The organism is Streptomyces sp. CNH287 (genome assembly GCF_000424825.1).
Genome location: NZ_AUKQ01000015.1, coordinates 38,396 through 62,001, shown reverse-complemented (window position 1 = coordinate 62,001; position 23,606 = coordinate 38,396). Strand labels below are relative to the sequence as shown.

The following is a 23,606-nucleotide window of genomic DNA, read 5'->3' as shown; positions in this document are numbered from 1 at the left end:
CCCTGCACACCGGCGCCCTCCGCACGGATTCCTGCTGACCGGCCGCCGAGGTCCGCATTCCGGATGGCTCCCGGGGTTGCGACGCCGCTGACAATCGCGGGTGGGGTCGGTAGGGTCGGCGCGATGTCCCGCCCGTGCCGGAGGGGGAACCCATCGCCGAATCCGCCGAATCCGCCGATCACGCCGGTCCCGTCGGTCACACCAGGCACAGCGCGCGCAGCAGGCGCAGCGACCGCAGCAGGCACCGCGAGCCCGACGGCGACAGCGACCGCACCGAGCACGCCACCACCGGGCCGCCGCTGCCCCCGCCACCGCCACTGGTCGGCCGCGCCGCACTGCTGACCGCCCTCGAAGCCCGGCTGGCCGCCAACGGCAGCGCCGTACTGACGGGACCGAGCGGCATCGGCAAGACCGCCCTGATGGAGACGGTCGGCGCGACGGCCGCCGCCCGCGGCGAACTGGTCCTGCGCGCCGCCGGGGCCGAGACCGAACGCTGGATTCCCTACGCCGGGCTCGCCGACCTGCTCGGCCAGGTGCCCGGCGACCGTCTCGCCCAGCTCCCCGAACCGCTGCGCACCGCGCTCCACGGCATCGCGCTGGGCGACCGCCGCGCCACCGCCCCCGGCGAGGCGCAGGCGGTCTGCCAGCTCGCCTGGCGCGAACTCCTGGGGCGGTGCGCTGCACGGCAGCGCGTGCTGGTGCTCATCGACGACGCGCAGTGGCTGGACACCGCCTCGGTCGGAGCCGTCCGCTACGCGGCCCGGCGGCTGACCGGCCGGGGCGTACGGGCGGTGGTGGCGGGCCGCTGGCCGACGGGCGGCGGCCCGGCCGTACGGCTGCGCGGGGCGGCTCCCCCGGCGGGCGCGGCGGGCGCGGACACGGCGGACGCGGCGAGCACGCCGGGCGCGCCGGACCCCGCCGTCCGCGTCGCGCGCGAGCGCGACCCGCACCGCCCCGCGCGCCACCTCCCCACCGAGCACCTGCCCACCGAGTACCTCCCCGCCGGATACCTCCCCGCCGGACGCCTGCCGCCCGGCGCCCTGGGCACGGCGGGCGCCCACCGCCCCGCCGCCCCCGACGGCGCCCCGCTCTGGTCGCCGACCCCCACCTCCGTCGAGCTGGCCGTGCCGCCGCTGGCCCCGGACGTGCTGGCCGAACTCCTGGAGCAGTACGGCCTCCCGGCCCGCGTCGCCAACAAGCTGCACGCCGACTCCGGCGGCAACCCCTACCTGGCACTCGCCCTGGGCGGCGCCTTCACCGACCGCATCCCCCGCCACTGGCGCCCCGCCCCGCTCCCCCAGCGCGTGCACGCCCTCATCAGCGAGCGCCTGGACACCCTGCCCGCAGAGACCCGCGAGACGCTGCTGACGGCGGCGTTCGCGGCCCGTCCCACCCTCCCGCTGCTGCTGCGCGCGGGCCGTACGGACGCCGCGCACGACATCCGGCTCGCCACCGCGGCCGGACTGCTCGTCACCGAGGGCAGCGACCTGCGCTTCACCCCGCCCGCCGTCGGCACCGTACTGGCCGAGTACGCCGACGCCGCCCACCGCGCCGAGGTGCACACCGCCCTGGCCGCCGTCGTCCCCGACGCCGCCGGCCGGATACGCCACCGAGCGCTGGCCCAGTCCGGCCCGGACGCCGAGGTGGCCCGCTCCCTGGTCACCGCCGCCGAGGCCGCCGCCCGGCAGGGCTCGCACCGGATGGCCGCCGAGCTGTACCTGCTGGCGGCCGACCGCACGCCGGGCGCACTCGACGCGCAGCGCCTCGAATGGCTGGTCGCCGCCGCCGAGGCGGGCGCCTTCGCCGGGCTGCCCGAGCTGGTGCACCGGGCGGCGGACGCCGTACTCGCCGCCGACTCCACCACCTCGCAGCGCGTACGCGTGCGGATCGCGCTCATCGACCTCTCCGGTCAAGGCCTGGGCGAGATGGACGAGATCCTCGCCGCCGCGCTCCTGGACGCCGAGGGAGATCCGGCGCTGCTGGCCCTGGTGCGGCTCCGGCTGGCCTGGGCCGCGCTCGTGGACGGCCAGCCCGGGCGCAGCGCACGGGAGTCGGACCGCGCCCGGGAGCACGCCCGGGCGGCCGGGGACACCGCCACCGAGGCGATGGCGCTCACCAACCGGGCGATGACCGCCCGGATCATGGGCCACTCCGACTACGACGCGCACCTGGAGCGCGCCCTGCGCCTGCCCCAGCCGCCGCTGCGCGGCCTGATGCACGTGGCACCGCGCTTCTTCGCCGCCCGCTTCGCCGTCTTCGACGACCGGCTCGAGGACGCGCGCGAGGAACTCTTACGCATGCTGGCCATGGTCGAGCGCGGCACCGGCGAGGAGGTCGTCCACGTGCTGCGCGGCCTCTCGGAGGTCTCGGTGCGGATGGGCCGCTGCCGGGAGGCCCTGGACTTCGCGGACCGCGCCGTCCGCATCGCCGAGGAGGCCTCCCTCAGCCCCGGCCCCGGCTGGTACAACGCGGCCGTAGCGGAACTGGCGGGCGGCACCATCGCCCGCGCCACCGGCTACGCCGAACGCGGGCTGCGCGCCTCCGAGCAGGAGCGCGACGCGATCTTCCACCCCCGCCACCTGCACGTGCTGGGCGTGGCCCGGCTGCGCACCGGGGACGTACGGGGCGCCGTACGGACGCTGCGCAGCATCCAGGCCCTCGACCGGTCCCAGGGCCTCTCCTCACCGCAGGTGCAGCGCTGGCACGGCGACCTGGCCGCCGGGCTCGCAGCGCTGGGCGAACCGGACCAGGCGGAGGAGGTCATCCGCGCCGCACGGGCCGCGCTGGGCGGCCGTACCCGGGGCGGGGCGGTCACCGGCCAGCTCGACCGCGCGGAGGCGGCCGTACGGATCGCGCGCGGCGACCCCGAGGGCGCGCTGGAGCTGCTGGGCGGCGCGATCAAGCGCTTCACCGCGCTGGGGCAGCCGCTGGAGACCGGCCACTGCCTACTGGAGCAGGCCCGTATCGAACGGCGCCGGCGGCGGCACGCGGCGGCCCGGCACGCGGTGGACGAGGCGCTGGCCCTCTTCACCCGCTGCGACGCCCGGCCGTGGGCGGAGCAGGCGGGGCGCGGCCTGGACGCGTTCGACCCCGGCGGTGTGGGGGGCGGCCCCTGGGGCGGCGAGGCCGGCCCGGCGCGGGCGCCGGGGCTGCTGACGGAGAGCGAGGAGCGCATCGCCCTGCTCGTCGGCGAGGGGGCCACCAACCAGGAGGTGGCCACCCGGATGTTCCTGAGCGTGAAGACCATCGAGGCGTCCCTCACCCGCGTCTACCGCAAGCTGGGGGTGCGCTCGCGCACCCAGCTCAGCTCCTGGCTGCGCGGCGCAGGCGGTCCGGGCAGTCCGGGCGGGGCAGGCGGGCAGGGCGGCGCGGGCGGTCCGGGCGCGCCTGAGTGACGGCCGCCGCACGAAGAGTTGACCTGCCGCACCACAGCTCTGACACGGCTTGATCTTCCCGCCCCGCCGACGGGTTGGTGAGATGGAACGATGACCGATGCGGAGCAGAACAAGCGGACCGTCGAGTCCTTCGTCCGGCTGGCCTTCGCCGAGAGGCAGCCCGCCGAAGCCGTCGCGAAGTACGTCGGCCCCACCTACATCAACCACAACCCCCGGGCGAAGGACGGCCCGGAGTCGTTCGTCGGCTTCGTCAGCGCCTTCCCGCAGCTGATCCTCGAACCGAAGCGCTTCGTCGCCGAGGGCGACCTCGTCGTGATGCACAGCCGGATGGCGATGTCCCCCGACGACCGGGGCAAGGCGTCCGTGGACATCTTCCGGCTGGCGGACGGCAAAATCGTCGAACACTGGGACGTCCAGCAGGACATCCCGGACACGGCGGCGAACGACAACGGGATGTTCTGAGGCATCGGCCTTCCCTGCGGTTGACTCTCCCCCCGTGTGAGGCCCTGCACTGGGAGACGTCATGTTCACCATCGGAGAGTTCGCCACACACGGCCGCGTGTCCGTCCGCATGCTGCGTCACTACGACGCCATCGGGCTGCTGCGCCCCGCCCACGTCGACCCGTCCAGCGGCTACCGCTACTACCAGGCCGCGCAGCTCACCCAGCTCAACCGCGTCATCGCCCTCAAGGAGCTGGGCTTCAGCCTCCAGCAGGTCGAGACGGTGCTGCACGAGCGGGTCAGCGTGGCGGAGCTGCGCGGCATGCTGCGGCTTCGGCAGGCGGAGCTGCGCACGGCCATGGCCGACGCGGCGGCCCGGCTGACCCAGGTCGAGGCGAGGCTCCGGACGATCGAGAGCGAGGGCCGCATGCCCACCGAGGAAGACGTCGTCATCAGGAGTCTGCCGCCGCTGCGCCTGGCCGTGCTCACCGGCACCGCCGCAGACTTCGACCCCCAGCAGATCGGGCCGGTGGTCGGCCCCCTCTTCGACGAGCTGTGCAGCCGCCTGGAGGCCGCCGGGGTGTCGCCCACCGGTCCCGGCATCGCCCGGTACGAGGACGCCGCGGACGGCACGATCGCCGTGCACGCCGGGTTGCCGGTCGCGGTGGACACGCTGGGCTCCGGGGGCGTACCGGACACCGGGGGCGCGCGAATCGTCCGGCTGCCCGCCGTCGCGCGCGCCGCCGTCCTCGTACACCGCGGCCCGATGGACGACGTCCTCACCTCTGCCCAGGCACTGGCCCGCTGGATCGACGCGAACGGGCAGCGCTCCGTCGGCTACACCCGCGAGGTGTCCCTGGCCTGCCCCGAGGACAGCGCCGAGTGGGTGACGGAACTCCAGCAGCCCCTCACCCCGTAGGGCCCGGCGGCTGCCGCCGCGTTCCCGGCCTGCGTCCCGTCCGTACGACCGAAGGTCTTCGCATGCTCACCTACTCCGGCTCCGCCGCCTACTGCTACAGCGACTCCCTCGCGATGGTGCTCGGCCGCCGAGCCCCCTCGCCCGGTGTCATCGAGACGCTGACCGGCTCCCCCTTCGGCGTCCAGCTGGCCGCCGGTACCCTGCCGCTGTTCGACCCGTGCGGCTGGGACCCGGAGGCCGGTCTCGACGCGGCCGTCGCCCTGCTCGGCCTGCGCTGCGAGCGCTCCGACGGGGGCACACCCGACGAGGCGCTCGACCGCCTGCGCGCCGCGTGCGCCCGTGGCCCCGTACTGGCCGGACCGCTGGACATCGGGCTGCTGCCGTACCAATGCCACACCTTCCAGCCGGGCACCTCCGCCCAGCCGGACGAGGACGTGGCCGACCACTACCTCGTGGTGCTGGAGGCGGACACGCAGCGCGTCCTGCTGCACGACCCGCACGGCCACCCGTACGCGACCCTGCCCACCGCCGCCTTCCTCGACTCCTGGCGGGGCAGCGCGGTCACCTACATCGACACCCCGTTCGTGCTGCGTACCGGCTTCGTCAGGGAACGCGAGGTCACCGTCGAGGACGCCCTGCGGCGGTCGCTGCCGGACGCCGTCCGCTGGCTGGCGGGCCGCACGGACCTGCCGGTCCCGCCGGGCACGCTCGGCGGGGCCGCCGCCGTCGAGGCGCTGGCCGGACAGGTGCGCACAGGGCTCGCGCCGGGCATCCGGACGCTGCTGGCGACGTTCGGCGTTCCGGTCGGCGCCCGCCGGCTGGCCGACGCCGCCGCCTGTCTGGACATGCTGGGCCTCAACGCGGCAGCGACCGCCGCCGACGGCCAGGCCCGCGTCCTGGGCAGCCTCCAGCACCCGCTGGTCACCGGCGACGACGGGGCCCTGGAGGCGGGGCTGCACCGCCTGGCCCCCGGCTACGAGCTGCTGCGCGAGGCCCTGGCCGGGGAGACCGCCGCGGTGCCCGGCGGGGGCGCCCGGTAGCACGGCGGCCCGGCGCGTGCCCGCCCTGCGGCCCCTCCCCCGTCCACGCCGGGGGGCGAGCGGCTGAACCTCGCCGGACACGGCACCGGCCGACGGCCGGTGGTTGAATCCGCCTGTGACCGACGAGCAGCAAAGCCCCTCCGGCATGCGGGGGATGCCGGGCGACGAGTGGCAGGAGCACCGCCCCGCCGTCTTCGGCGTGGCCTACCGCCTGCTGGGCAGCGTCGCGGACGCCGAGGACGTCGTCCAGGATGTCTGGCTGCGCACGACGCGGACCCCGCCGGCCGAGATCGCGGACCGGCGCGCCTGGCTGGTGACGGTCGCGGCGCGCCGGGCGTACGACATCCTCCGGTCGGCCCGCGTGCGCCGCGAGGAGTACGTCGGCCCCTGGCTGCCCGAACCCCTGCTGACCGGGCCGGACGCGGCGCAGCCGGTGCTGGTCGACGAGTCCGTGGGCGCGGCCATGATGCTGGTCATGGAGCGGCTGAACCCGCCGGAGCGCGTCGCCTTCGTGCTGCGCGACGTGTTCGCGCTGGAGACGCCGCGCATCGCCGGGGTGCTGGACCGCACCCCGGCCGCGACCCGCCAGCTCCTCTCCCGCGCCCGCCGCAAGGTCGCCTCGGCCAGGGCGGCGGGCGAGGCCGGTACCGGGGCACCGCGCGCCGAGCGCGAGCGGGTGCTGCTGGCCTTCCGCACGGCGTACGAGGCCGGGGACCTGGAGGTGCTGGTGCGGCTGCTGGACCCGGACGCGGTCTACCTCACGGACGGCGGCGGCGAGGTCTTCGCGGCCCGCAAGCCGATCGTGGGCGGGCGGCGCGTCGCGGAGGTGCTGCTGCGGGTGGGGCGGGACCGGCTGCGGCTGCGCGCGGCGGTGGTGGAGGTCGGCGGCGAGCCCGCGCTGCTGTGCCGCCGCGAGGGTGCCGTGCACTGCGTCGACACGGTGGTGCTGCGCGGCGGCCGGATCGCCGCGTACCGGCGGCAGATGACCCCCTCGAAGCTCGCGCACCTCTGAGCCCGCCGCGGGGCCGTCGCGCGTACGCCGTCACACCCGGCAGGGCTGTCCCGTCTCCCTGGCGAGAACACGGCGTCGTACGCCGCCGGACACAGCAGACCGGACAGCAGAGGAGCACGTGATGGCACGGATGGATCTCAGCACAGCGGCGCCGGAGCCGTACCAGGCGATCGGCCGTACGGACGCCGCGATCCGCACCGGACCGCTGGAGGCGACCGTGCGCGAGCTGGTCAAGATCCGGGCCTCGCAGCTGAACGGCTGCGTCTACTGCGTCGACCTCCACGTCCGCGAGCTGCGCGGCCTCGGTGAGCGCCAGGACCGGCTGGACCAGCTGCCGGTCTGGGAGGAGTCGCTGCTCTTCGACGAGCGGGAGCGGGCCGCCCTCGCCTACACCGAGGCGGTCACCCTGGGCCCCAGTGTGGACGAGGAGGTGTGGCGGGAGCTGTGCGCGCGCTTCCCCGACGAGGCGGAGCGCGGGCACCTGGTGCTCCAGGTCGCGCTGATCAACGCGCTCAACCGGCTGGGCGTGCCGCTGGAGATGAAGCCCGCGTCGCGCTCCGGAGGGGCGGAGTAGGTGCGGGAGCCGGGGTGTCGTGCGGGGAAAATGACTATTCAAACTTGACTACCTGCGAAAGGCGAGCTACCGTCTCGATGTAATCAAACTTGACTATTGCGGGCACCGCCCGTAGTGGGGAGCACACATGCCCGTTCTACCCGACACCGGATACGAGCCCACCGACGAGGACCGGAAGAGCCTGGACGCCTGGTTCGCCGAGTACGACGCCCTCAGTGCCCGGCGGAAGGTCGAGCGCATGGCCGACATGGCGGTCTTCCCGCTCAACCTCGTGAGCGACGACTCCGCGGGGAACGGCCGCTCGGCCCAGTGGGACCGGGCGCAGTTCATCGAGACCATGACCCAGGTGATGGGCGACGGCGGCGAGGACCTCACCTTCGACTCGGTACGGACGCCGGTCTTCCTCTCCGCCGCCATGGCCGTCGTCTTCACCGACTCGACCATGACCGCCGAGGGCCACACCCAGCGGATGCGGTACGCGGACATCCTGATCAGACGAGAAGGCGCCTGGGCCTTCCAGACCATGATCCAGGGCGGCTGGGGCGACAACCTCTGAGTTCAGCAGCAGCCCGCAGCCGGGCCCGCGCTCGCGCCTGAGCCCGCGCCCGCGCCCGCGCCGGGAAGTGTCCGCCTGTTCCGCGCTTCCCGGTTGCGGGCCGCCAGCTCCCCCGCCGCCGGATAGCCGACCTCCTCCAGGGTCAGCCCGTGCGGCCGTACGACGTGCACGGCCGAGTCCCGTACGCCCGCCGCCAGCACCTGCCCGGGCCACTCGGGCGGCCGGTGCCCGTCCCCGACGAACAGCATCGCGCCGACCAGCGCACGCACCATGTTGTGGCAGAAGGCGTCCGCCTGGACGGTCGCCTCCAGCACGCCGTCCGCCCGCCGCACCCAGCTCAGCCGCCGCAGCGTACGGATCGTCGTGGCGCCCTCGCGCTTCTTGCAGTACGCGGCGAAGTCGTGCTCGCCCAGCAGCAGTCCGGCGGCGGCGTTCATGGCGTCCAGGTCCAGCGGCCAGTTGTGCCACAGCACATGGCCGCGCTGGAGCGGGTCCACGCCGCCGGGGTGGTCGCTGACGCGGTAGGCGTAGCGGCGCCAGATCGCGGAGAAGCGGGCGTTGAAGTGCGCGGGGGCCGCGGCGGACCGCCACACCCGTACGTCCATCGGGAGCCGCCCCGCCAGCCTGCGCCGCAGCTGCTCGCCGTGCTCACCCTGCTCGGCCCAGACGGCCTCCGGCAGGTCCACGTGGGCGACCTGCCCCCGCGCGTGCACCCCCGCGTCGGTGCGGCCCGCGACGGTCAGCTCCACCGGAGCGTCCAGCCGCAGCACGACGCGCAGGGCCTCCTCCAGCTCGCCCTGCACGGTGCGCCGCTCCCGCTGGCGGGCCCAGCCGGAGAAGCCCTTGCCGTCGTAGGACAGATCAAGCCGCACCCGCACGAACCCGGGCTCCACGTCGTCGCTCACGAGCCGATCCTCTCACCCGCACCACTGGCCCCCTTACCTCGAACGGGTGCTACCCGACGTAACAGTTCGCGGACACACCGCACACACGGCAGGCTCCTGCAACTGCCCGGGCCCTACCCGGCCCTGAAGACGAGCCCGCTCCTGCCGCTCCCCTGACACACCAGCGGGCCCGCTCCGACCGGAGCGGACCCGCCGACGTGCACAGCTCAGAACGCCTACGCGTCCTTCGCCTCGTCCTTCGCGTCGTCCTTCGCGTCGTCCTTCGACTCCGCCGCGTCGTCGGCCTCGGCCGCGTCCGCCGGAGCCTTGTCCTTCTTCAGCTCCGCGACCGCGTCGTCACCCGCCGCGTCCTTCGCCGACCGCTTCGTCGCCGCCTCGGCCTCGCCGACCGCCGCCTGCTGCACGGTCAGCGCCTCGACCAGCTCGATGACCGCCATCGGCGCGTTGTCGCCGCGGCGCGGGCCGATCTTGGTGATACGGGTGTAGCCACCGGGCCGGTTCTCGTAGCGCGGGCCGATCTCGGTGAACAGCGTGTGGACCACGCTCTTGTCCAGGACCGTACGCATGACCAGCCGCCGGTTGTGAAGGTCGCCCTTCTTCGCCTTGGTGATCAGCTGCTCCGCGAACGGGCGCAGGCGGCGTGCCTTCGCCTCGGTCGTGGTGATGCGGCCGTGCTCGAAGAGGCTGGTCGCGAGGTTCCCCAGCATCGCCTTCTGGTGCGCGGCACTGCCGCCCAGACGGGCACCCTTGGTGGGCTTCGGCATGTCTTTCTCCTTGGGTCTCTGCACCGGCCGTATCAGGTACCGGTGTCAGGGTCCGCACGGGCTGCTGCCCGTACGGGCCCGAGGCGGCACGCGCCGCCCCGGAATGCCCGCGGACCGTGCGTGGTCCGCGGGCGGGGGTGCGGGCCGGGACCCGACAGGTCCCGGCCCGCCTCCGCCGCAGGCGGAAGATCAGTACTGCTCGGTCTCCACGAAGCCCTGGTCGGCGTCGTCGTCCGTGCCGAACGCGTCGGCGGCGGCCGTCGGGTCGAATCCGGGCGGGCTGTCCTTGAGGGCCAGGCCCATGCCGGCCAGCTTCGCCTTGACCTCGTCGATCGACTTCGCACCGAAGTTGCGGATGTCCAGCAGATCGGCCTCGGAGCGGGCCACCAGCTCGCCCACGGAGTGGATGCCCTCGCGCTTGAGGCAGTTGTACGAGCGGACCGTCAGCTCCAGCTCCTCGATCGGCAGCGCCAGATCCGCGGCGAGCGCCGCGTCCGTCGGCGACGGGCCCATGTCGATGCCCTCGGCGTCGACGTTCAGCTCGCGCGCCAGACCGAACAGCTCGACCAGCGTCTTGCCCGCCGAGGCCATCGCGTCACGCGGGCGCATGGCCTGCTTGGTCTCGACGTCGACGATCAGCTTGTCGAAGTCGGTGCGCTGCTCGACTCGGGTCGCCTCGACCTTGTAGGTGACCTTGAGAACCGGCGAGTAGATGGAGTCGACCGGGATGCGGCCGATCTCCTGGCCGACCTGCTTGTTCTGCACGGCCGAGACGTAGCCGCGACCGCGCTCGACGGTCAGCTCCATCTCCAGCTTGCCCTTGTTGTTGAGCGTGGCGAGGACCAGGTCGGGGTTGTGCACCTCGACACCGGCCGGCGGCGCGATGTCCGCCGCCGTGACCAGGCCGGGGCCCTGCTTGCGCAGGTACATCACGACCGGCTCGTCGTGCTCCGAGGAGACGACGAGGCTCTTGATGTTGAGGATGAGGTCGGTGACGTCCTCCTTGACGCCCGGCACGGTGGTGAACTCGTGCAGGACCCCGTCGATCCGGATGCTGGTCACAGCCGCACCGGGAATCGAGGAGAGGAGCGTACGCCGCAGGGAGTTCCCGAGGGTGTAGCCGAAGCCCGGCTCCAGCGGCTCGATCACGAACCGGGAGCGGAACTCGTCGACGACCTCTTCGGTCAGAGAGGGGCGCTGAGCGATCAGCATGAGATTGTGCCTCCAGTCTTCGGCAACCACTATTTGATGCCGTACTGCAAGGATACGGGCGGCACGGCCCGAAGTGGACCCGTACCGCCCGCACCCCTGATGTGCTTGCTTTTCCGCTGCCGCAGCTACCGCGCGTACTGCGGGCAGCGCGACTACGGCTCGGGCGTCAGACCCGGCGGCGCTTCGGCGGGCGGCAGCCGTTGTGCGGGGTCGGGGTGACGTCCTGGATCGAACCCACCTCGAGGCCGGTGGCCTGGAGGGAGCGGATCGCGGTCTCACGGCCGGAGCCGGGGCCCTTGACGAAGACGTCGACCTTGCGCATGCCGTGCTCCTGCGCGCGGCGGGCGGCGTTCTCCGCGGCCATCTGGGCGGCGAACGGGGTCGACTTGCGCGAGCCCTTGAAGCCGACGTGCCCGGCCGAGGCCCAGGAGATCACGTTGCCGGTCGGGTCGGTGATCGAGACGATGGTGTTGTTGAACGTGCTCTTGATGTGAGCGTGCCCGTGGGCGACGTTCTTCTTCTCCTTGCGGCGCACCTTCTTGGCGCCGGCCGTACGGCCCTTCGGAGGCATAAGCATTTACTCCAATGGAGGTGGTCGGTCCAACAGCTGGGACCGCTAGTCAGCGTGTCCGCTGCGGACTACTTCTTGCCCGGCTTCTTCTTACCGGCGATGGCGCGACGCGGGCCCTTGCGGGTGCGGGCGTTGGTCTTGGTGCGCTGACCGTGGACGGGCAGGCCGCGACGGTGCCGCAGACCCTCGTAGCAGCCGATCTCGACCTTGCGGCGGATGTCGGCCTGGATCTCCCGACGGAGGTCACCCTCGGTCTGGATGTTGCCGTCCACGTACTCGCGGATCTTGACCAGGTCTTCCTCGGCCAGGTCCCGGACGCGGGTGTCCGGGTCGACCCCGGTCTCGCTCAGGGTCCGCTGGGCGAGGGTGCGCCCGATACCGAAGACGTAGGTGAGAGCGACCTCGACGCGCTTTTCGCGCGGGAGGTCAACGCCTGAGAGGCGTGCCATGAATGTGGCTCCTGATGAATGAGACGGAGGTCTTCCGCAGCACCACTCCCGTCAAGCCGGACGTACGGCTTGCGCGACGGGTCCCCGGCCTCCGACCGGGGGTGTCGTCCCCACCGGCAGGTGACGGATCACGAGCGGGGGGCCGGGTGAACTGCGTATGTACTTATCGCTTGCGTCGCGCGAGAAATGCGAGGTGCGAAGGATCGGTCGGTACTGCTTCAGCCCTGGCGCTGCTTGTGGCGCAGGTTGTCGCAGATGACCATGACCCGGCCGTGGCGGCGGATCACCTTGCACTTGTCGCAGATCTTCTTGACGCTCGGCTTGACCTTCATGAAATCGAGGTTCTCCGGGTCAGGGCCCGTCACCCCACGGAACGCGGGGCGCCAGACAAGATCTACTTGTAGCGGTAGACGATCCGCCCGCGAGTCAGGTCGTAAGGGGAGAGTTCCACCACGACCCGGTCGTCGGGAAGGATACGGATGTAGTGCATCCGCATCTTGCCGCTGATGTGCGCGAGGACCTGGTGACCGTTCTGAAGCTCCACTTTGAACATGGCGTTCGGGAGCGACTCGACGACCGTGCCCTCGATTTCGATGGCCCCTTGTTTTTTGGCCATACTTGAGCGCTTCACCTTCCGGGATCGGCTACCTGGGGTGGTCCAGGGCATACGGGTAGACCTGGACCGACGAGCCAGTCTACGTCACGGCCCTCGGAAAGACGAATTCGGGTAGTCTCCCCCGCAAACAAGATCGATAAGCACATGCCGCAGCGGCAGCCCGACAGCCGTTCAGCCGACGGCGAGCGGATCGGGCGCCGCGGTGATCCCGTACTCCGCCAGCTTCGCCTTCCCGCCGTCCGGCGCGGTCAGCACCAGCGGGCCCTCCTCGGTCACGGCGACCGAGTGCTCCCAGTGGCTGGACCAGCTGCCGTCGTCGGTCTTGACCGTCCACTCGTCGGACAGCACATGGGTCTTCGCCGTGCCCAGGCTGATCATCGGCTCGATCGCCAGGCAGAGGCCGGGCACCAGCTTGGGCCCCCGGCCGCGCCGCCGGTCCACGTAGTTCAGCAGGTGCGGGTCCATGTGCATCTGCGAGCCGATGCCGTGCCCGCCGTAGTCCTCGATGATCCCGTACTTGCCCGACGCGGGACGCGGCTGGCGGCGGATGTACCCCTCGATCGCCTTGGAGACGTCGACCAGCCGGTTGCCTTTGCGCATCGCGGCGATGCCGGCCCACATCGACTCCTCGGTGACCCGGCTCAGCTCGTGCAGCTCGGGCGCGTGGCCCTCGCCGACGAATACGGTGATCGCCGCGTCGCCGTGCCAGCCGTCGATGATCGCGCCGGCGTCGATGGCGATGATGTCGCCGGACTTCAGCACCGTGCGGGTGTCCGGGATGCCGTGCACCACGACGTCGTTCGGCGAGGTGCAGATGTTGCCCGTGAAGCCGCCGTACCCCAGGAAGTTCGGCTTGGCGCCGTGCTCGGCGAGCACCCTGGCCGCGACGTCGTCCAGGTCCTTCGTGGTCGCGCCCGGCACGGCCGCCGCACGGCACGCCTCGTGCATCGCGGCGACGACCAACCCCGCCGCCCGCATCTTCGCGATCTGCTCCGGGGTCTTGATCTCCACCATGCGACATGCCTTCCTGGGTCTTCTGGAGCGTCCGCCCCTCATACGATACGGCCGTGTGCCCCGCACGGGGCACACGGCCGTATCGGTAGCGCTGCGGTCAGGGCGCGAGCACGTGCATCGCGCGCTCGGTCACCTCGTTCACCGCGCCGAGCGCGGAGATCGTGGTCACCAGCCCCTGCTTCTTGTAGTAGTCGATGATCGGCTCGGTCTCGCTGTGGTACACGGCGATACGCTTCCGGACCGTTTCTTCACTGTCGTCCTCGCGCTGGTACAGCTGGCCGCCGCACTCGTCGCACACGCCTTCCTTCTCGGGCCGGCTGTACTCCGCGTGAAAGACGTGGCTGCTGTCGTTGCGGCAGATCCGGCGCCCGGCGATCCGCTTGACCACCTCGTCCTCCGGCACCTCCAGGTCGAGCACGGCGTCCAGCTTGAGGCCGTGCGCCGACAGGAAGGCGTCCAGGGCCTCGGCCTGGCCGATGTTGCGCGGAAAACCGTCCAGCAGAAAGCCCTGGGCGGCGTCGTCCTGCCGCATGCGGTCCTCGGCCATCCCGATGGTGACTTCGTCGGGCACCAGGTGGCCCGCGTTCATGAATTCCTTGGCCTGAAGCCCGAGCGGGGTGCCCTGGCTGATGTTGGCTCGGAAGAGATCACCCGTGGAGATGTGCGGGATCGACAGGTTCTCGGCAAGGTACGCGGCCTGCGTGCCCTTGCCCGCGCCCGGCGGTCCGACGAGGACGATTCGCATCAGCGGAGGAACCCTTCGTAATGGCGCTGCTGAAGCTGGCTCTCGATCTGCTTCACCGTCTCGAGCCCCACACCCACGATGATGAGGATGCTCGTCCCGCCGAACGGGAAGTTCTGGTCGGCGTTGAGGGTGATCAGCGCGACGGTGGGCACCAGGGCGATCAGACCCAGGTAGAGCGAGCCCGGCCACGTGATGCGGTTCAGCACGTAACTCAGGTACTCCGCGGTGGGACGTCCCGCCCGGATGCCCGGGATGAACCCACCATACTTCTTCATGTTGTCAGCAACTTCTTCGGGGTTGAAGGAGATGGCGACGTAGAAGAACGCGAAGAAGACGATCAGCAGGAAGTACGTGATCACGTATACCGGACTGTCGCTGCCGACGAGGTTCTGCTCGACCCAAGTCGCCCAGCCCGCCTTGGAGTTGCTGAACTGCACGATCAGGGCCGGGATGTAGAGCAGCGACGACGCGAAGATGACCGGGATCACACCCGCCTGGTTGACCTTCAGCGGAATGTACGTGGACGTGCCGCCGTACGAACGGCGCCCGATCATACGCTTCGCGTACTGCACGGGAATGCGGCGCTGTGCCTGTTCGACGAACACCACCAGGGCGACCATGGCCAGACCGCAGACGATGACCGCGGCGAACTCGATCCAGCCGTCGGCCAGCTTGCCCTGCTGCTTGATGGCCCACAGCGAGCCGGGGAAGCCCGCGGCGATCGAGATGAACATCAGGATGGACATGCCGTTGCCGATGCCCTTGTCGGTGATGACCTCACCGAGCCACATGACCAGCGCGGTACCGGCGGTCATGCAGATCACCATCGTCATGGTGGTGAAGATGCTGTCGTCGGGAACGATCTCGTCCGCCACACCACAGTTCGGGAACAGGGTGCCACTGCGCGCGGTGGCAACGAGGCCGGTGGCCTGGAGAATGCCCAGCGCCACGGTCAGATAACGGGTGTACTGGGTGATCTTCGCCTGCCCGGCCGAGCCCTCCTTCTTCAGGGCCTCCAGCCGTGGGATCACGACAACCAGCAGCTGCAGGATGATGCTCGCCGTGATGTACGGCATGATCCCGAGTGCGAAGATGGTCAACTGCAGCAGTGCGCCACCGCTGAACATGTTCACCAGCCCGAAGAGACCACTGTTGCTCTCGGCCTCGTCCATACACTGGTTGACGTTCTCAAAGCTGACGCCCGGTACCGGGATGTGCGCTCCGAGACGGAAGAGCACGATGATACCGAGCGTGATGAGCAGCTTCTTGCGCAGGTCGGGCGTCTGAAACGCCCGGGCGAACGCGGTGAGCACGGTGCCTCCTGCGCCCCCCGCGATCAACCACGCGAGAGGTGACGGTCTTGAGGATCGACGGATATCAACAGTGCACGCCACCTTACCGGCGACCGTGCCCCCCTAGGGAGTGTCGTCTCACGTTTCGCCTCTCAGGCACCGTCCCTTGGCCGACGGCGCTGTGTTGACGGCGCCACATTGACGACGTTCCCCGAACGACCAACCGGGGATGCCCTCGAAGGGCATCCCCGGCCGGTCGGGCCAGCAAGCTCAGACGAGCTCGGTGACCGTGCCGCCAGCGGCGGTGATCTTCTCCTTGGCGGAGCCGGAGACCTTGTCCACGGTCACCTGCACCGACACGGAGATCTCTCCGGCGCCGAGCACCTTCACCAGCTCGTTCTTGCGCACCGCGCCCTTGGCGACCAGGTCGGCCTTGGTGACCTCGCCCCCCTCGGGGAACAGCTCGGCCAGCTTCTCCAGGTTCACCACCTGGAACTGCTTGTGCGCGGGGTTCCGGAAGCCCCGGAGCTTGGGCAGCCGCATGTGCAGCGGCATCTGCCCACCCTCGAAGCGCTCCGGCACCTGGTAGCGGGCCTTCGTACCCTTCGTACCACGACCAGCGGTCTTGCCCTTGGAGCCCTCACCGCGACCCACCCGGGTCTTGGCGGTCTTGGCACCCGGGGCAGGCCGGAGGTTGTGGACCTTCAGCGGCTTGACGCCCTGAGGCTCAGCCATTTCAGTCGACCTCCTCGACCGTGACGAGGTGACGCACGGTGTGCACCATGCCGACGACCTCGGGACGGGCCTCCCTGACGGAGACGTCGTTCACACGCTTCAGACCCAGGGTCCGCAGCGTGTCGCGGTGGTTCTGCTTGGTCCCGATGATGGAACGCGTCTGCGTGATCTTGAGGCGAGCCATTACGCGCTCACCCCGGCACGCGCCCGCAGCAGAGCCGCGGGAGCCACGTCCTCGAGCGGCAGGCCACGACGGGCCGCGATCTCCTCGGGCCGCTGAAGGCCCTTCAGAGCGGCGCGCGTGGCGTGCACGATGTTGATCGGGTTCGACGAGCCGAGCGACTTGCTCAGCACGTCGTGGATGCCCGCGCACTCCAGCACGGCACGCACCGGGCCACCGGCGATCACGCCGGTACCGGGCGAAGCCGGCTTCAGCAGCACGACACCCGCCGCCTCCTCACCCTGGATGGGGTGGGGGATGGTGCCCTGGATGCGGGGAACCTTGAAGAAGTTCTTCTTGGCCTCTTCCACACCCTTGGCGATGGCGGCCGGTACCTCTTTGGCCTTGCCATACCCGATGCCTACGGTGCCGTCACCGTCACCCACCACGACCAGCGCGGTGAAGCTGAAGCGACGACCACCCTTCACAACCTTGGCGACACGATTGATCGCGACCACGCGCTCGACGTAGGCCGTCTTCTCGGCGGCACCGCCGTCCCGGCCCTTGCGGTCCCGCCGCTCGCCGCCACCGGCGCCGCCACCGCGGCGCTGGGGTCCAGCCATTGGATTACCTCTCTCGTTTGCAGCCGCCAGCTACGGATAGCTGCGGACCACAGCTCAGAACTTGAGCCCGGCCTCGCGGGCGGCGTCAGCCAGAGCGGCAATCCGCCCTGCGTACTTGTTTCCGCCACGGTCGAAGACGACAGTCTCGACGCCCGCGGCCTTGGCACGCTCGGCGACCAGTGCGCCGACCTCCTTGGCCAGCGCGCTCTTGTCGCCCGCGTTACCGCGGATGGAGCTGTCGAGGGTCGACGCCGAAGCGACGGTGTGACCCGCGATGTCGTCCACGACCTGCGCCACCATGTGACGGTTGGAGCGCGTCACCACCAGCCGCGGGCGCGCCGGCGTACCGGAGACCTTCTTGCGGACGCGGAGGTGACGGCGCTTGGCGGCGGCACGCTTGTACGCGTCGCCCTTGGCGATCTTCACGCCGTATGCCATGGCTACTTACCAGCCTTTCCGACCTTGCGGCGGATGACCTCACCCGCGTACTTCACGCCCTTGGCCTTGTAGGGGTCGGGCTTGCGAAGCTTGCGGATGTTCGCTGCGACCTCACCGACCTTCTGCTTGTCGATGCCCTCGACCGTGAACTTGGTCGGGGACTCGACCTTGAAGGAGATGCCTTCCGGCGCCTCGATGAGGATCGGGTGGCTGTAGCCCAGCGCGAACTCCAGGTTGGAGCCCTTCGCCTGGACGCGGTAGCCGACACCGCTGATCTCGAGCGCCTTGGTGTATCCCTGGGTCACGCCAGTGATCATGTTCGCCACCAGCGTGCGGGACAGGCCGTGCAGGGCCTTGTTCCGGCTCTCGTCGTTGGGGCGCGTGACGGCGATGACGCCGTCCTCGCCCTTGGCGACCTCGATGGGGGCGGCAACGGTGTGCGCGAGGGAACCCTTGGGGCCCTTCACCGCGACCGTCTGGCCCTCGATGGTGACGTCCACACCGGCGGGAACCTGAATGGGGAGCTTGCCGATTCGCGACATTGCTTTACCTCCGTTCCCGACTACCAGACGTAGGCGAGGACTTCCCCACCCACGCCCTTCTTCTGAGCCTGCTGGCCGGTCAGGAGGCCGTGGGACGTGGAGATGATCGCCACGCCCAGGCCGCCGAGCACCTTCGGCAGGTTGGTGGACTTTGCGTAGACCCGAAGACCCGGCTTCGAGATCCGCTTGATGCCGGCGATCGAGCGCTCGCGGTTCGGGCCGAACTTCAGCTCGAGGACGAGGCTCTTGCCCACGGGGGCGTCCTCGGTCTTCCAGCCGGTGATGTAGCCCTCCTGCTGGAGGATCTCCGCGATGTGCGACTTGATCTTGCTGTGCGGCATCGACACGGTGTCGTGGTACGCCGAGTTCGCGTTTCGCAGACGCGTCAGCATGTCTGCGATCGGATCGGTCATGGTCATGTGATGGCCTTCGGCCTCTCTCACCGGGGTTTCCTGTATGCGCCATCCCTCTCCCCGATCTGGGTCGGGACGGGTGCGGCACGGGGACCTACGGCGTAGTAAGCGTTTCTTGCGGGCGTGCCCGCCCGCGATTCGCGGCGGCGAGTGCCCAACCCCACAAGCCTACGGGATAGGGAGCCGGGCCTTCGCCTGCCGTGCTGCTTACCGAGAGCCCTGGCTGGTTCCGCATACGCCGCGGGGCGGGTGCCACCGCGGCGTACGGGGAATTACCAGGAGCTCTTGGTCACGCCCGGCAGCTCGCCACGGTGTGCCATCTCACGAAGGCAGACGCGGCAGAGGCCGAACTTGCGGTAGACGGAGTGCGGACGGCCGCAGCGCTGGCAGCGCGTGTACCCGCGCACCGCGAACTTCGGCTTCCGGCCGGCCTTCGCGATCAGAGCCTTCTTCGCCATGGTCAGTTCTCCTTGAACGGGAAGCCGAGGTGACGGAGGAGGGCGCGGCCCTCGTCGTCGTTGGTCGCCGTGGTGACCACGGTGATGTCCATGCCCCGGACCCGGTCGATCTTGTCCTGGTCGATCTCGTGGAACATGACCTGCTCGGTGAGGCCGAAGGTGTAGTTCCCCGCGCCGTCGAACTGCTTCGGCGACAGACCGCGGAAGTCGCGGATGCGCGGCAGCGCGAGCGACAGCAGACGGTCCAGGAACTCCCACATCCGGTCGCCGCGCAGTGTCACGTGGGCACCGATCGGCTGACCCTCGCGCAGCTTGAACTGCGCGATGGACTTGCGGGCCTTGGTCACGGCCGGCTTCTGGCCGGTGATCGTGGCGAGGTCGCGGATGGCGCCCTCGATCAGCTTGGAGTCGCGGGCTGCGTCGCCCACACCCATGTTGACCACGATCTTGGTGAGACCCGGGGTCTGCATGACGTTCTCGTACTTGAACTCGTCACGCAGCTTGCCCGCGATCTCCTCGCGGTACCGCGTCTTGAGACGCGGCGGGGTCTTGGTCGAGGTGGCGGCAGTCATCAGATGTCCTCACCGGTCCGCTTGGCAACGCGGATCTTGTTGCCTTCGTCGTCGAAGCGGTACCCGACACGGGTCACGACCTTCTTGCCGTCCTTCTCCACCACGAGCTGAACATTGCTCACGTGGACAGGGGCCTCGGTCGTGACGATGCCGCCGGTCTTCGAACCACGAGCCGACTGACCGGCCTTGGTGTGCTTCTTGACCCGGTTGACGCCCTCGACCAGGACGCGGTTCTCGCGGGGGTAGGACACGATGACCTTGCCCTGCTTGCCGCGGTCCTTGCCGGTGATGACCTGAACCAGGTCGCCCTTCTTGATCTTCATGCTCACAGCACCTCCGGCGCGAGGGAGATGATCCTCATGAACTTCTTCTCGCGCAGCTCACGGCCCACAGGGCCAAAGATTCGGGTGCCGCGGGGGTCGCCATCGCCCTTGAGGATGACGGCCGCGTTCTCGTCGAAGCGGATGTACGAGCCGTCGGGGCGGCGGCGCTCCTTCACGGTGCGCACGATGACGGCCTTGACGATGTCGCCCTTCTTCACGTTCCCACCCGGGATCGCGTCCTTGACGGTAGCGACAATGACGTCACCGATGCCCGCGTAGCGGCGACCCGAGCCACCGAGAACACGGATGGTGAGAATCTCCTTCGCACCCGTGTTGTCGGCGACACGAAGTCGCGACTCCTGCTGGATCACGTCTATCTCCTGATCGTCTGCCGGTTCCCGGCGGGGTTGTAGAACTCTCTACAGACCCCGCCGAGCCTGGCGGAACCTGTCCTGGCGAACCAGGCTGCAATTATCGGAATTCCCTGACGGGAACTGCCTACTTGGCCTTCTCGAGGATCTCGACGATGCGCCACCGCTTGGTGGCGGACAGCGGCCGGGTCTCCATCAGGAGGACACGGTCACCGACACCGGCGGCGTTCTGCTCGTCGTGCGCCTTGAGCTTGTTGGTACGGCGGATGACCTTGCCGTACAGCGCGTGCTTGACGCGGTCCTCGACGGCGACGACGACGGTCTTGTCCATCTTGTCGCTGACGACGAGACCCTCACGGGTCTTGCGGAAGCCGCGGCTGGGCTGCTGCTCTGTCTCAGTCACATTCGTCTCGCTCATCAGGCGCTCTCCACCGTCTCGCTCTCCACCGTCTCGATGCCCAGCTCGCGCTCGCGCATGAGGGTGTAGATCCGGGCGATGTCCTTGCGGACGGCCCTGAGCCGGCCGTGGTTCTCAAGCTGGCCCGTCGCCGCCTGGAAGCGGAGGTTGAACAGCTCTTCCTTGGCCTCGCGAAGCTTGCCGAGGAGTTCCTCGTCGCCCAGCTCACGCAGCTCGGTCGCCTTGGTACCGGCCGCCATCACGACTCACCTGCCTCGCGCCGCACGATCCGGCACTTCATCGGAAGCTTGTGGGCGGCGCGGATGAGCGCCTCCTTGGCAATCTTCTCGTTCGGGTAGGACAGCTCGAACATCACCCGACCGGGCTTGACGTTCGCGACCCACCACTCCGGCGAACCCTTACCGGAACCCATGCGGGTCTCGGCCGGCTTCTTGGTCAGCGGGCGGTCCGGGTAGATGTTGATCCACACCTTGCCACCACGCTTGATGTGACGCGTCATGGAGATACGAGCTGCCTCGATCTGCCGGTTCGTCACGTAGGCCGGGGTGACGGCCTGGATGCCGTACTCACCGAAAGCAAGCTCGGTACCGCCCTTGGCCATGCCCTTGCGCTTCGGGTGGTGCTGCTTGCGGTGCTTTACCCTGCGCGGGATAAGCATCGGTCAGGACTCCTTTCCGGCCGAGCCGGCGTCGGCGGCCGGAGCAGCCGCAGCCGCTTCGGCCTTGGGGGCCGCGGCGTCCGACGCGGCCGGCGCCTGGCCCTGCGGCTTACGGCCACGGCCGCCACGCTCGCCACCGCGACGGGGACGGTCGCTGCCGCCGCCGCCACCGGCACCGCCGCGCGACGGGCGGTTGCCCGCACGGGCCGCGGCGTTCTCGGCGCGGACCTCGGCGATGTTCTTGACGTCGCCCTTGTAGATCCAGACCTTCACGCCGATCCGGCCGAAGGTCGTCTTGGCCTCGAAGAAGCCGTAGTCGACGTTGGCGCGGAGGGTGTGCAGGGGCACGCGGCCCTCGCGGTAGAACTCCGAGCGGGACATCTCGGCGCCGCCGAGACGGCCACCGCACTGGATCTTGATGCCCTTGGCGCCGGCCTTCATCGTGGTCTGCATGCTCTTGCGCATCGCACGGCGGAAGGAGACGCGGGAGGACAGCTGCTCGGCGACGGCCTGGGCCACCAGCTGAGCGTCCGTCTCCGGGTTCTTGACCTCGAGGATGTTGAACTGGATCTGCTTGCCGGTCAGCTTCTCCAGGTTGCCGCGCAGGCGGTCGGCCTCGGCGCCGCGGCGGCCGATGACGATGCCCGGACGAGCGGTGTGGACGTCGACGCGGACCCGGTCACGGGTGCGCTCGATCTCCACCTTGGAGATGCCGGCCCGCTCCATGCCCTGCGTGAGCATGCGGCGGATCGCGACGTCTTCCTTGACGTAGTCCTTGTACAGCTTGTCGGCGTACCACCGCGACTTGAAGTCCGTGGTGATGCCGAGCCGGAACCCGTGCGGGTTTACCTTCTGGCCCATTACCGGGTTCCTTCCTTGCTGCTGACGACCACCGTGATGTGGCTGGTCCGCTTACGGATCCGGTAGGCACGGCCCTGGGCGCGCGGTCGGAACCGCTTCAGGGTCGGGCCCTCGTCGACGTACGCCTCGGAGATGACGAGGCTGCCGGCGTCGGTGTGGTCGTAGTTGTGCGCGGCGTTGGCGATGGCGCTGTCCAGCACCTTGCCGACGGTCACGCTCGCGGCCTGCGGGGCGAAGCGCAGGACCGCCTGTGCCTCCGTGGCATCCATGCCACGGACAAGGTCCACCACTCGGCGGGCCTTCATGGGCGTGACGCGTACGAAACGCGCCTGGGCCCTGGCTTCCATGGTTGTCCCTTCGGTGTCAGTCATAAGTCTTCACACCCGCCGGTCAGCGACGCCGCGACTTGCGGTCGTCCTTGACGTGGCCGCGGAAGGTGCGGGTCGGCGCAAACTCGCCGAGCTTGTGGCCGACCATCGACTCGGTGACGAACACCGGGATGTGCTTGCGGCCGTCATGCACCGCGATCGTGTGGCCGAGCATGGCCGGGACGATCATCGAGCGGCGGGACCAGGTCTTGATGACGTTCTTGGTGCCTGCCTCGTTCTGCACGTCCACCTTCTTGCTCAGGTGGTCGTCGACGAAGGGCCCCTTCTTGAGACTGCGCGGCATCTGAACCCGCTCCTAGCGCTTCTTGTTCGTCTTGCGGCGGCGGACGATGTACTTGTTGCTGGCCTTCTTCGGCGAGCGCGTCCGGCCCTCCTTCTGGCCCCACGGCGAAACCGGGTGGCGGCCACCGGAGGTACGACCCTCACCACCACCGTGCGGGTGGTCGATCGGGTTCATGACCACACCGCGGACGGTCGGGCGTACGCCCTTCCAGCGCATACGGCCGGCCTTGCCCCAGTTGATGTTCGACTGCTCGGCGTTGCCGACCTCGCCGACCGTGGCGCGGCACCGGATGTCGACCATGCGCACCTCGCCGGACGGCATCCGGAGGGTCGCCATGCGGCCCTCCTTCGCCAGCAGCTGCACGGAGGCGCCCGCGGAACGGGAGATCTTCGCGCCGCCGCCGGGCCGCAGCTCGATGGCGTGGATGGTCGTACCCACCGGGATGTAGCGCAGCGGCAGGTTGTTCCCCGGCTTGATGTCCGCGCCGGGGCCGTTCTCGACCTTCGCGCCCTGCTGGAGGCCGGCCGGCGCGATGATGTAGCGCTTCTCGCCGTCGGCGTAGTGCAGAAGCGCGATACGCGCGGTGCGGTTGGGGTCGTACTCGATGTGCGCGACCTTCGCGGGCACGCCGTCCTTGTCGTGCCGACGGAAGTCGATCACGCGGTAGGCGCGCTTGTGGCCACCACCCTGGTGGCGAACGGTCACACGACCGGCGTTGTTACGGCCGCCCTTGCTGTGCAGCGGGCGGACCAGCGACTTCTCCGGCGTGGACCGCGTGACCTCGACGAAGTCGGCGACGCTGGAGCCACGACGGCCCGGGGTCGTCGGCTTGTACTTGCGGATACCCATTTCTCAGT

The 23,606-nt window shown here is 70.1% G+C and carries 34 protein-coding genes; 7 read left to right on the top strand and 27 right to left on the bottom strand.

Translation table 11 applies throughout. From position 1 onward, the window contains the following. Window positions 1-134: 134 nt before the first annotated feature. The 7 genes from H299_RS34540 to H299_RS0116440 all read left to right on the top strand — a co-directional run bounded on the left by H299_RS34540 (window position 135) and on the right by H299_RS0116440 (window position 7,937). Window positions 135-3,395, top strand: a complete 3,261-nt coding sequence (locus H299_RS34540; protein WP_051262539.1) for an AAA family ATPase — start codon at window positions 135-137, stop codon at window positions 3,393-3,395. 90 nt (window positions 3,396-3,485) lie between these two features. Then, a complete protein-coding gene (locus H299_RS0116465) occupies window positions 3,486-3,857 on the top strand; it encodes a nuclear transport factor 2 family protein (RefSeq protein WP_027749291.1) in 372 nt (123 codons plus the stop codon). A gap of 61 nt (window positions 3,858-3,918) precedes the next feature. After that, the gene (locus H299_RS0116460; RefSeq protein WP_027749290.1) at window positions 3,919-4,755 is read left to right on the top strand and encodes a MerR family transcriptional regulator; all 837 of its coding nucleotides are present in this window, start codon (window positions 3,919-3,921) and stop codon (window positions 4,753-4,755) included. Window positions 4,756-4,817: 62 nt separating this feature from the next. Continuing rightward, on the top strand, window positions 4,818-5,795 hold the full coding sequence (locus H299_RS0116455) for a hypothetical protein (protein WP_027749289.1): 978 nt from the start codon (window positions 4,818-4,820) through the stop codon (window positions 5,793-5,795). 145 nt (window positions 5,796-5,940) lie between these two features. Then, window positions 5,941-6,807, top strand: coding sequence for a sigma-70 family RNA polymerase sigma factor (locus H299_RS0116450; protein WP_027749288.1), 867 nt, complete (start codon window positions 5,941-5,943; stop codon window positions 6,805-6,807). 121 nt (window positions 6,808-6,928) lie between these two features. Further along, a complete protein-coding gene (locus tag H299_RS0116445; protein ID WP_027749287.1) occupies window positions 6,929-7,381 on the top strand; it encodes a carboxymuconolactone decarboxylase family protein in 453 nt (150 codons plus the stop codon). A 127-nt stretch (window positions 7,382-7,508) separates the two neighbouring features. Then, entirely contained in the window at window positions 7,509-7,937 is a 429-nt protein-coding gene (locus H299_RS0116440) for a hypothetical protein (protein WP_027749286.1), read from the top strand. A 2-nt stretch (window positions 7,938-7,939) separates the two neighbouring features. Here H299_RS0116440 and truA read toward each other — a convergent pair whose 3' ends face one another. From truA to rplB, 27 genes are all read right to left on the bottom strand, one after another. Then, the gene (gene truA, locus H299_RS0116435; protein WP_027749285.1) at window positions 7,940-8,842 is read right to left on the bottom strand and encodes a tRNA pseudouridine(38-40) synthase TruA; all 903 of its coding nucleotides are present in this window, start codon (window positions 8,840-8,842) and stop codon (window positions 7,940-7,942) included. A gap of 215 nt (window positions 8,843-9,057) precedes the next feature. Next, window positions 9,058-9,606, bottom strand: a complete 549-nt coding sequence (gene rplQ, locus H299_RS0116430) for a 50S ribosomal protein L17 (protein ID WP_027749284.1) — start codon at window positions 9,604-9,606, stop codon at window positions 9,058-9,060. A gap of 189 nt (window positions 9,607-9,795) precedes the next feature. Beyond that, on the bottom strand, window positions 9,796-10,818 hold the full coding sequence (locus H299_RS0116425; protein ID WP_027749283.1) for a DNA-directed RNA polymerase subunit alpha: 1,023 nt from the start codon (window positions 10,816-10,818) through the stop codon (window positions 9,796-9,798). Between the two features lie 166 nt (window positions 10,819-10,984). Continuing rightward, window positions 10,985-11,389, bottom strand: coding sequence for a 30S ribosomal protein S11 (gene rpsK, locus H299_RS0116420; protein WP_016473404.1), 405 nt, complete (start codon window positions 11,387-11,389; stop codon window positions 10,985-10,987). 68 nt (window positions 11,390-11,457) lie between these two features. After that, window positions 11,458-11,838: a 30S ribosomal protein S13 gene (rpsM, locus tag H299_RS0116415; protein ID WP_027749282.1), complete on the bottom strand. Its 381-nt coding sequence runs from the start codon at window positions 11,836-11,838 to the stop codon at window positions 11,458-11,460. A 218-nt stretch (window positions 11,839-12,056) separates the two neighbouring features. Then, on the bottom strand, window positions 12,057-12,170 hold the full coding sequence (gene rpmJ / locus H299_RS0116410) for a 50S ribosomal protein L36 (protein ID WP_003956441.1): 114 nt from the start codon (window positions 12,168-12,170) through the stop codon (window positions 12,057-12,059). Window positions 12,171-12,232: 62 nt separating this feature from the next. Next, the gene (gene infA / locus H299_RS0116405; protein WP_003948620.1) at window positions 12,233-12,454 is read right to left on the bottom strand and encodes a translation initiation factor IF-1; all 222 of its coding nucleotides are present in this window, start codon (window positions 12,452-12,454) and stop codon (window positions 12,233-12,235) included. A 171-nt stretch (window positions 12,455-12,625) separates the two neighbouring features. Further along, window positions 12,626-13,468, bottom strand: coding sequence for a type I methionyl aminopeptidase (map, locus tag H299_RS0116400; RefSeq protein WP_027749281.1), 843 nt, complete (start codon window positions 13,466-13,468; stop codon window positions 12,626-12,628). A 97-nt stretch (window positions 13,469-13,565) separates the two neighbouring features. Continuing rightward, window positions 13,566-14,213 carry an adenylate kinase gene (locus H299_RS0116395; protein WP_027749280.1) on the bottom strand — a complete coding sequence of 216 codons (648 nt, stop codon included), beginning with the start codon at window positions 14,211-14,213 and terminating at the stop codon, window positions 13,566-13,568. After that, on the bottom strand, window positions 14,213-15,526 hold the full coding sequence (gene secY, locus H299_RS0116390) for a preprotein translocase subunit SecY (protein ID WP_027749279.1): 1,314 nt from the start codon (window positions 15,524-15,526) through the stop codon (window positions 14,213-14,215). Before secY ends, H299_RS0116395 begins: the two co-directional genes overlap by 1 nt. Window positions 15,527-15,775: 249 nt before the next feature. Continuing rightward, window positions 15,776-16,240: a 50S ribosomal protein L15 gene (gene rplO / locus H299_RS0116385; protein ID WP_027749278.1), complete on the bottom strand. Its 465-nt coding sequence runs from the start codon at window positions 16,238-16,240 to the stop codon at window positions 15,776-15,778. Window position 16,241: 1 nt separating this feature from the next. Further along, window positions 16,242-16,424, bottom strand: coding sequence for a 50S ribosomal protein L30 (rpmD, locus tag H299_RS0116380; protein WP_027749277.1), 183 nt, complete (start codon window positions 16,422-16,424; stop codon window positions 16,242-16,244). Continuing rightward, on the bottom strand, window positions 16,424-17,023 hold the full coding sequence (rpsE, locus tag H299_RS0116375; protein ID WP_027749276.1) for a 30S ribosomal protein S5: 600 nt from the start codon (window positions 17,021-17,023) through the stop codon (window positions 16,424-16,426). The genes rpmD and rpsE overlap by 1 nt, the downstream gene beginning before the upstream one ends. A gap of 54 nt (window positions 17,024-17,077) precedes the next feature. Next, the gene (rplR, locus tag H299_RS0116370; RefSeq protein WP_027749275.1) at window positions 17,078-17,461 is read right to left on the bottom strand and encodes a 50S ribosomal protein L18; all 384 of its coding nucleotides are present in this window, start codon (window positions 17,459-17,461) and stop codon (window positions 17,078-17,080) included. Between the two features lie 2 nt (window positions 17,462-17,463). Continuing rightward, window positions 17,464-18,003 carry a 50S ribosomal protein L6 gene (gene rplF, locus H299_RS0116365; RefSeq protein ID WP_027749274.1) on the bottom strand — a complete coding sequence of 180 codons (540 nt, stop codon included), beginning with the start codon at window positions 18,001-18,003 and terminating at the stop codon, window positions 17,464-17,466. Window positions 18,004-18,023: 20 nt separating this feature from the next. Then, complete coding sequence (gene rpsH, locus H299_RS0116360; RefSeq protein WP_027749273.1) at window positions 18,024-18,422, bottom strand: 30S ribosomal protein S8; 399 nt, start codon at window positions 18,420-18,422, stop codon at window positions 18,024-18,026. 266 nt (window positions 18,423-18,688) lie between these two features. Then, complete coding sequence (locus H299_RS0116355; protein ID WP_027749272.1) at window positions 18,689-18,874, bottom strand: type Z 30S ribosomal protein S14; 186 nt, start codon at window positions 18,872-18,874, stop codon at window positions 18,689-18,691. 2 nt (window positions 18,875-18,876) lie between these two features. Continuing rightward, a complete protein-coding gene (gene rplE / locus H299_RS0116350) occupies window positions 18,877-19,446 on the bottom strand; it encodes a 50S ribosomal protein L5 (RefSeq protein WP_027749271.1) in 570 nt (189 codons plus the stop codon). Beyond that, window positions 19,446-19,769: a 50S ribosomal protein L24 gene (gene rplX, locus H299_RS0116345; RefSeq protein ID WP_027749270.1), complete on the bottom strand. Its 324-nt coding sequence runs from the start codon at window positions 19,767-19,769 to the stop codon at window positions 19,446-19,448. Before rplX ends, rplE begins: the two co-directional genes overlap by 1 nt. Window positions 19,770-19,771: 2 nt before the next feature. Beyond that, the gene (gene rplN, locus H299_RS0116340; protein WP_027749269.1) at window positions 19,772-20,140 is read right to left on the bottom strand and encodes a 50S ribosomal protein L14; all 369 of its coding nucleotides are present in this window, start codon (window positions 20,138-20,140) and stop codon (window positions 19,772-19,774) included. Between the two features lie 127 nt (window positions 20,141-20,267). Next, window positions 20,268-20,558 (bottom strand): 30S ribosomal protein S17, encoded by a 291-nt coding sequence (rpsQ, locus tag H299_RS0116335; RefSeq protein WP_027749268.1) that lies wholly within the window; start codon window positions 20,556-20,558, stop codon window positions 20,268-20,270. Further along, on the bottom strand, window positions 20,558-20,797 hold the full coding sequence (gene rpmC / locus H299_RS0116330) for a 50S ribosomal protein L29 (protein ID WP_027749267.1): 240 nt from the start codon (window positions 20,795-20,797) through the stop codon (window positions 20,558-20,560). The genes rpsQ and rpmC overlap by 1 nt, the downstream gene beginning before the upstream one ends. After that, the gene (rplP, locus tag H299_RS0116325) at window positions 20,797-21,216 is read right to left on the bottom strand and encodes a 50S ribosomal protein L16 (RefSeq protein ID WP_027749266.1); all 420 of its coding nucleotides are present in this window, start codon (window positions 21,214-21,216) and stop codon (window positions 20,797-20,799) included. The genes rpmC and rplP overlap by 1 nt, the downstream gene beginning before the upstream one ends. A 3-nt stretch (window positions 21,217-21,219) precedes the next feature. Then, window positions 21,220-22,077: a 30S ribosomal protein S3 gene (rpsC, locus tag H299_RS0116320; RefSeq protein WP_027749265.1), complete on the bottom strand. Its 858-nt coding sequence runs from the start codon at window positions 22,075-22,077 to the stop codon at window positions 21,220-21,222. Then, entirely contained in the window at window positions 22,077-22,424 is a 348-nt protein-coding gene (gene rplV / locus H299_RS0116315) for a 50S ribosomal protein L22 (protein WP_027749264.1), read from the bottom strand. The genes rpsC and rplV overlap by 1 nt, the downstream gene beginning before the upstream one ends. Before the next feature lie 43 nt (window positions 22,425-22,467). Continuing rightward, the gene (gene rpsS / locus H299_RS0116310; RefSeq protein WP_027749263.1) at window positions 22,468-22,749 is read right to left on the bottom strand and encodes a 30S ribosomal protein S19; all 282 of its coding nucleotides are present in this window, start codon (window positions 22,747-22,749) and stop codon (window positions 22,468-22,470) included. A 12-nt stretch (window positions 22,750-22,761) separates the two neighbouring features. Next, window positions 22,762-23,598, bottom strand: coding sequence for a 50S ribosomal protein L2 (gene rplB, locus H299_RS0116305; protein ID WP_027749262.1), 837 nt, complete (start codon window positions 23,596-23,598; stop codon window positions 22,762-22,764). Window positions 23,599-23,606: the final 8 nt, after the last annotated feature.

What these genes read in the sequence shown, in the direction of transcription:
- H299_RS0116465 (WP_027749291.1), top strand. Translation starts at nt 3,486, where the DNA reads ATGACCGATGCGGAGCAGAACAAGCGGACCGTCGAGTCCTTCGTCCGG.
- H299_RS0116460 (WP_027749290.1), top strand. Translation starts at nt 3,919, where the DNA reads ATGTTCACCATCGGAGAGTTCGCCACACACGGCCGCGTGTCCGTCCGC.
- H299_RS0116455 (WP_027749289.1), top strand. Translation starts at nt 4,818, where the DNA reads ATGCTCACCTACTCCGGCTCCGCCGCCTACTGCTACAGCGACTCCCTC.
- H299_RS0116450 (WP_027749288.1), top strand. Translation starts at nt 5,941, where the DNA reads ATGCGGGGGATGCCGGGCGACGAGTGGCAGGAGCACCGCCCCGCCGTC.
- H299_RS0116445 (WP_027749287.1), top strand. Translation starts at nt 6,929, where the DNA reads ATGGCACGGATGGATCTCAGCACAGCGGCGCCGGAGCCGTACCAGGCG.
- H299_RS0116440 (WP_027749286.1), top strand. Translation starts at nt 7,509, where the DNA reads ATGCCCGTTCTACCCGACACCGGATACGAGCCCACCGACGAGGACCGG.
- rplQ (WP_027749284.1), bottom strand. Translation starts at nt 9,606, where the DNA reads ATGCCGAAGCCCACCAAGGGTGCCCGTCTGGGCGGCAGTGCCGCGCAC.
- H299_RS0116425 (WP_027749283.1), bottom strand. Translation starts at nt 10,818, where the DNA reads ATGCTGATCGCTCAGCGCCCCTCTCTGACCGAAGAGGTCGTCGACGAG.
- rpsK (WP_016473404.1), bottom strand. Translation starts at nt 11,389, where the DNA reads ATGCCTCCGAAGGGCCGTACGGCCGGCGCCAAGAAGGTGCGCCGCAAG.
- rpsM (WP_027749282.1), bottom strand. Translation starts at nt 11,838, where the DNA reads ATGGCACGCCTCTCAGGCGTTGACCTCCCGCGCGAAAAGCGCGTCGAG.
- rpmJ (WP_003956441.1), bottom strand. Translation starts at nt 12,170, where the DNA reads ATGAAGGTCAAGCCGAGCGTCAAGAAGATCTGCGACAAGTGCAAGGTG.
- infA (WP_003948620.1), bottom strand. Translation starts at nt 12,454, where the DNA reads ATGGCCAAAAAACAAGGGGCCATCGAAATCGAGGGCACGGTCGTCGAG.
- map (WP_027749281.1), bottom strand. Translation starts at nt 13,468, where the DNA reads ATGGTGGAGATCAAGACCCCGGAGCAGATCGCGAAGATGCGGGCGGCG.
- H299_RS0116395 (WP_027749280.1), bottom strand. Translation starts at nt 14,213, where the DNA reads ATGCGAATCGTCCTCGTCGGACCGCCGGGCGCGGGCAAGGGCACGCAG.
- rplO (WP_027749278.1), bottom strand. Translation starts at nt 16,240, where the DNA reads ATGGCTGAGCCTCAGGGCGTCAAGCCGCTGAAGGTCCACAACCTCCGG.
- rpmD (WP_027749277.1), bottom strand. Translation starts at nt 16,424, where the DNA reads ATGGCTCGCCTCAAGATCACGCAGACGCGTTCCATCATCGGGACCAAG.
- rpsE (WP_027749276.1), bottom strand. Translation starts at nt 17,023, where the DNA reads ATGGCTGGACCCCAGCGCCGCGGTGGCGGCGCCGGTGGCGGCGAGCGG.
- rplR (WP_027749275.1), bottom strand. Translation starts at nt 17,461, where the DNA reads ATGGCATACGGCGTGAAGATCGCCAAGGGCGACGCGTACAAGCGTGCC.
- rplF (WP_027749274.1), bottom strand. Translation starts at nt 18,003, where the DNA reads ATGTCGCGAATCGGCAAGCTCCCCATTCAGGTTCCCGCCGGTGTGGAC.
- rpsH (WP_027749273.1), bottom strand. Translation starts at nt 18,422, where the DNA reads ATGACCATGACCGATCCGATCGCAGACATGCTGACGCGTCTGCGAAAC.
- H299_RS0116355 (WP_027749272.1), bottom strand. Translation starts at nt 18,874, where the DNA reads ATGGCGAAGAAGGCTCTGATCGCGAAGGCCGGCCGGAAGCCGAAGTTC.
- rplE (WP_027749271.1), bottom strand. Translation starts at nt 19,446, where the DNA reads ATGACTGCCGCCACCTCGACCAAGACCCCGCCGCGTCTCAAGACGCGG.
- rplX (WP_027749270.1), bottom strand. Translation starts at nt 19,769, where the DNA reads ATGAAGATCAAGAAGGGCGACCTGGTTCAGGTCATCACCGGCAAGGAC.
- rpsQ (WP_027749268.1), bottom strand. Translation starts at nt 20,558, where the DNA reads ATGAGCGAGACGAATGTGACTGAGACAGAGCAGCAGCCCAGCCGCGGC.
- rpmC (WP_027749267.1), bottom strand. Translation starts at nt 20,797, where the DNA reads ATGGCGGCCGGTACCAAGGCGACCGAGCTGCGTGAGCTGGGCGACGAG.
- rplP (WP_027749266.1), bottom strand. Translation starts at nt 21,216, where the DNA reads ATGCTTATCCCGCGCAGGGTAAAGCACCGCAAGCAGCACCACCCGAAG.
- rpsC (WP_027749265.1), bottom strand. Translation starts at nt 22,077, where the DNA reads ATGGGCCAGAAGGTAAACCCGCACGGGTTCCGGCTCGGCATCACCACG.
- rplV (WP_027749264.1), bottom strand. Translation starts at nt 22,424, where the DNA reads ATGGAAGCCAGGGCCCAGGCGCGTTTCGTACGCGTCACGCCCATGAAG.
- rpsS (WP_027749263.1), bottom strand. Translation starts at nt 22,749, where the DNA reads ATGCCGCGCAGTCTCAAGAAGGGGCCCTTCGTCGACGACCACCTGAGC.
- rplB (WP_027749262.1), bottom strand. Translation starts at nt 23,598, where the DNA reads ATGGGTATCCGCAAGTACAAGCCGACGACCCCGGGCCGTCGTGGCTCC.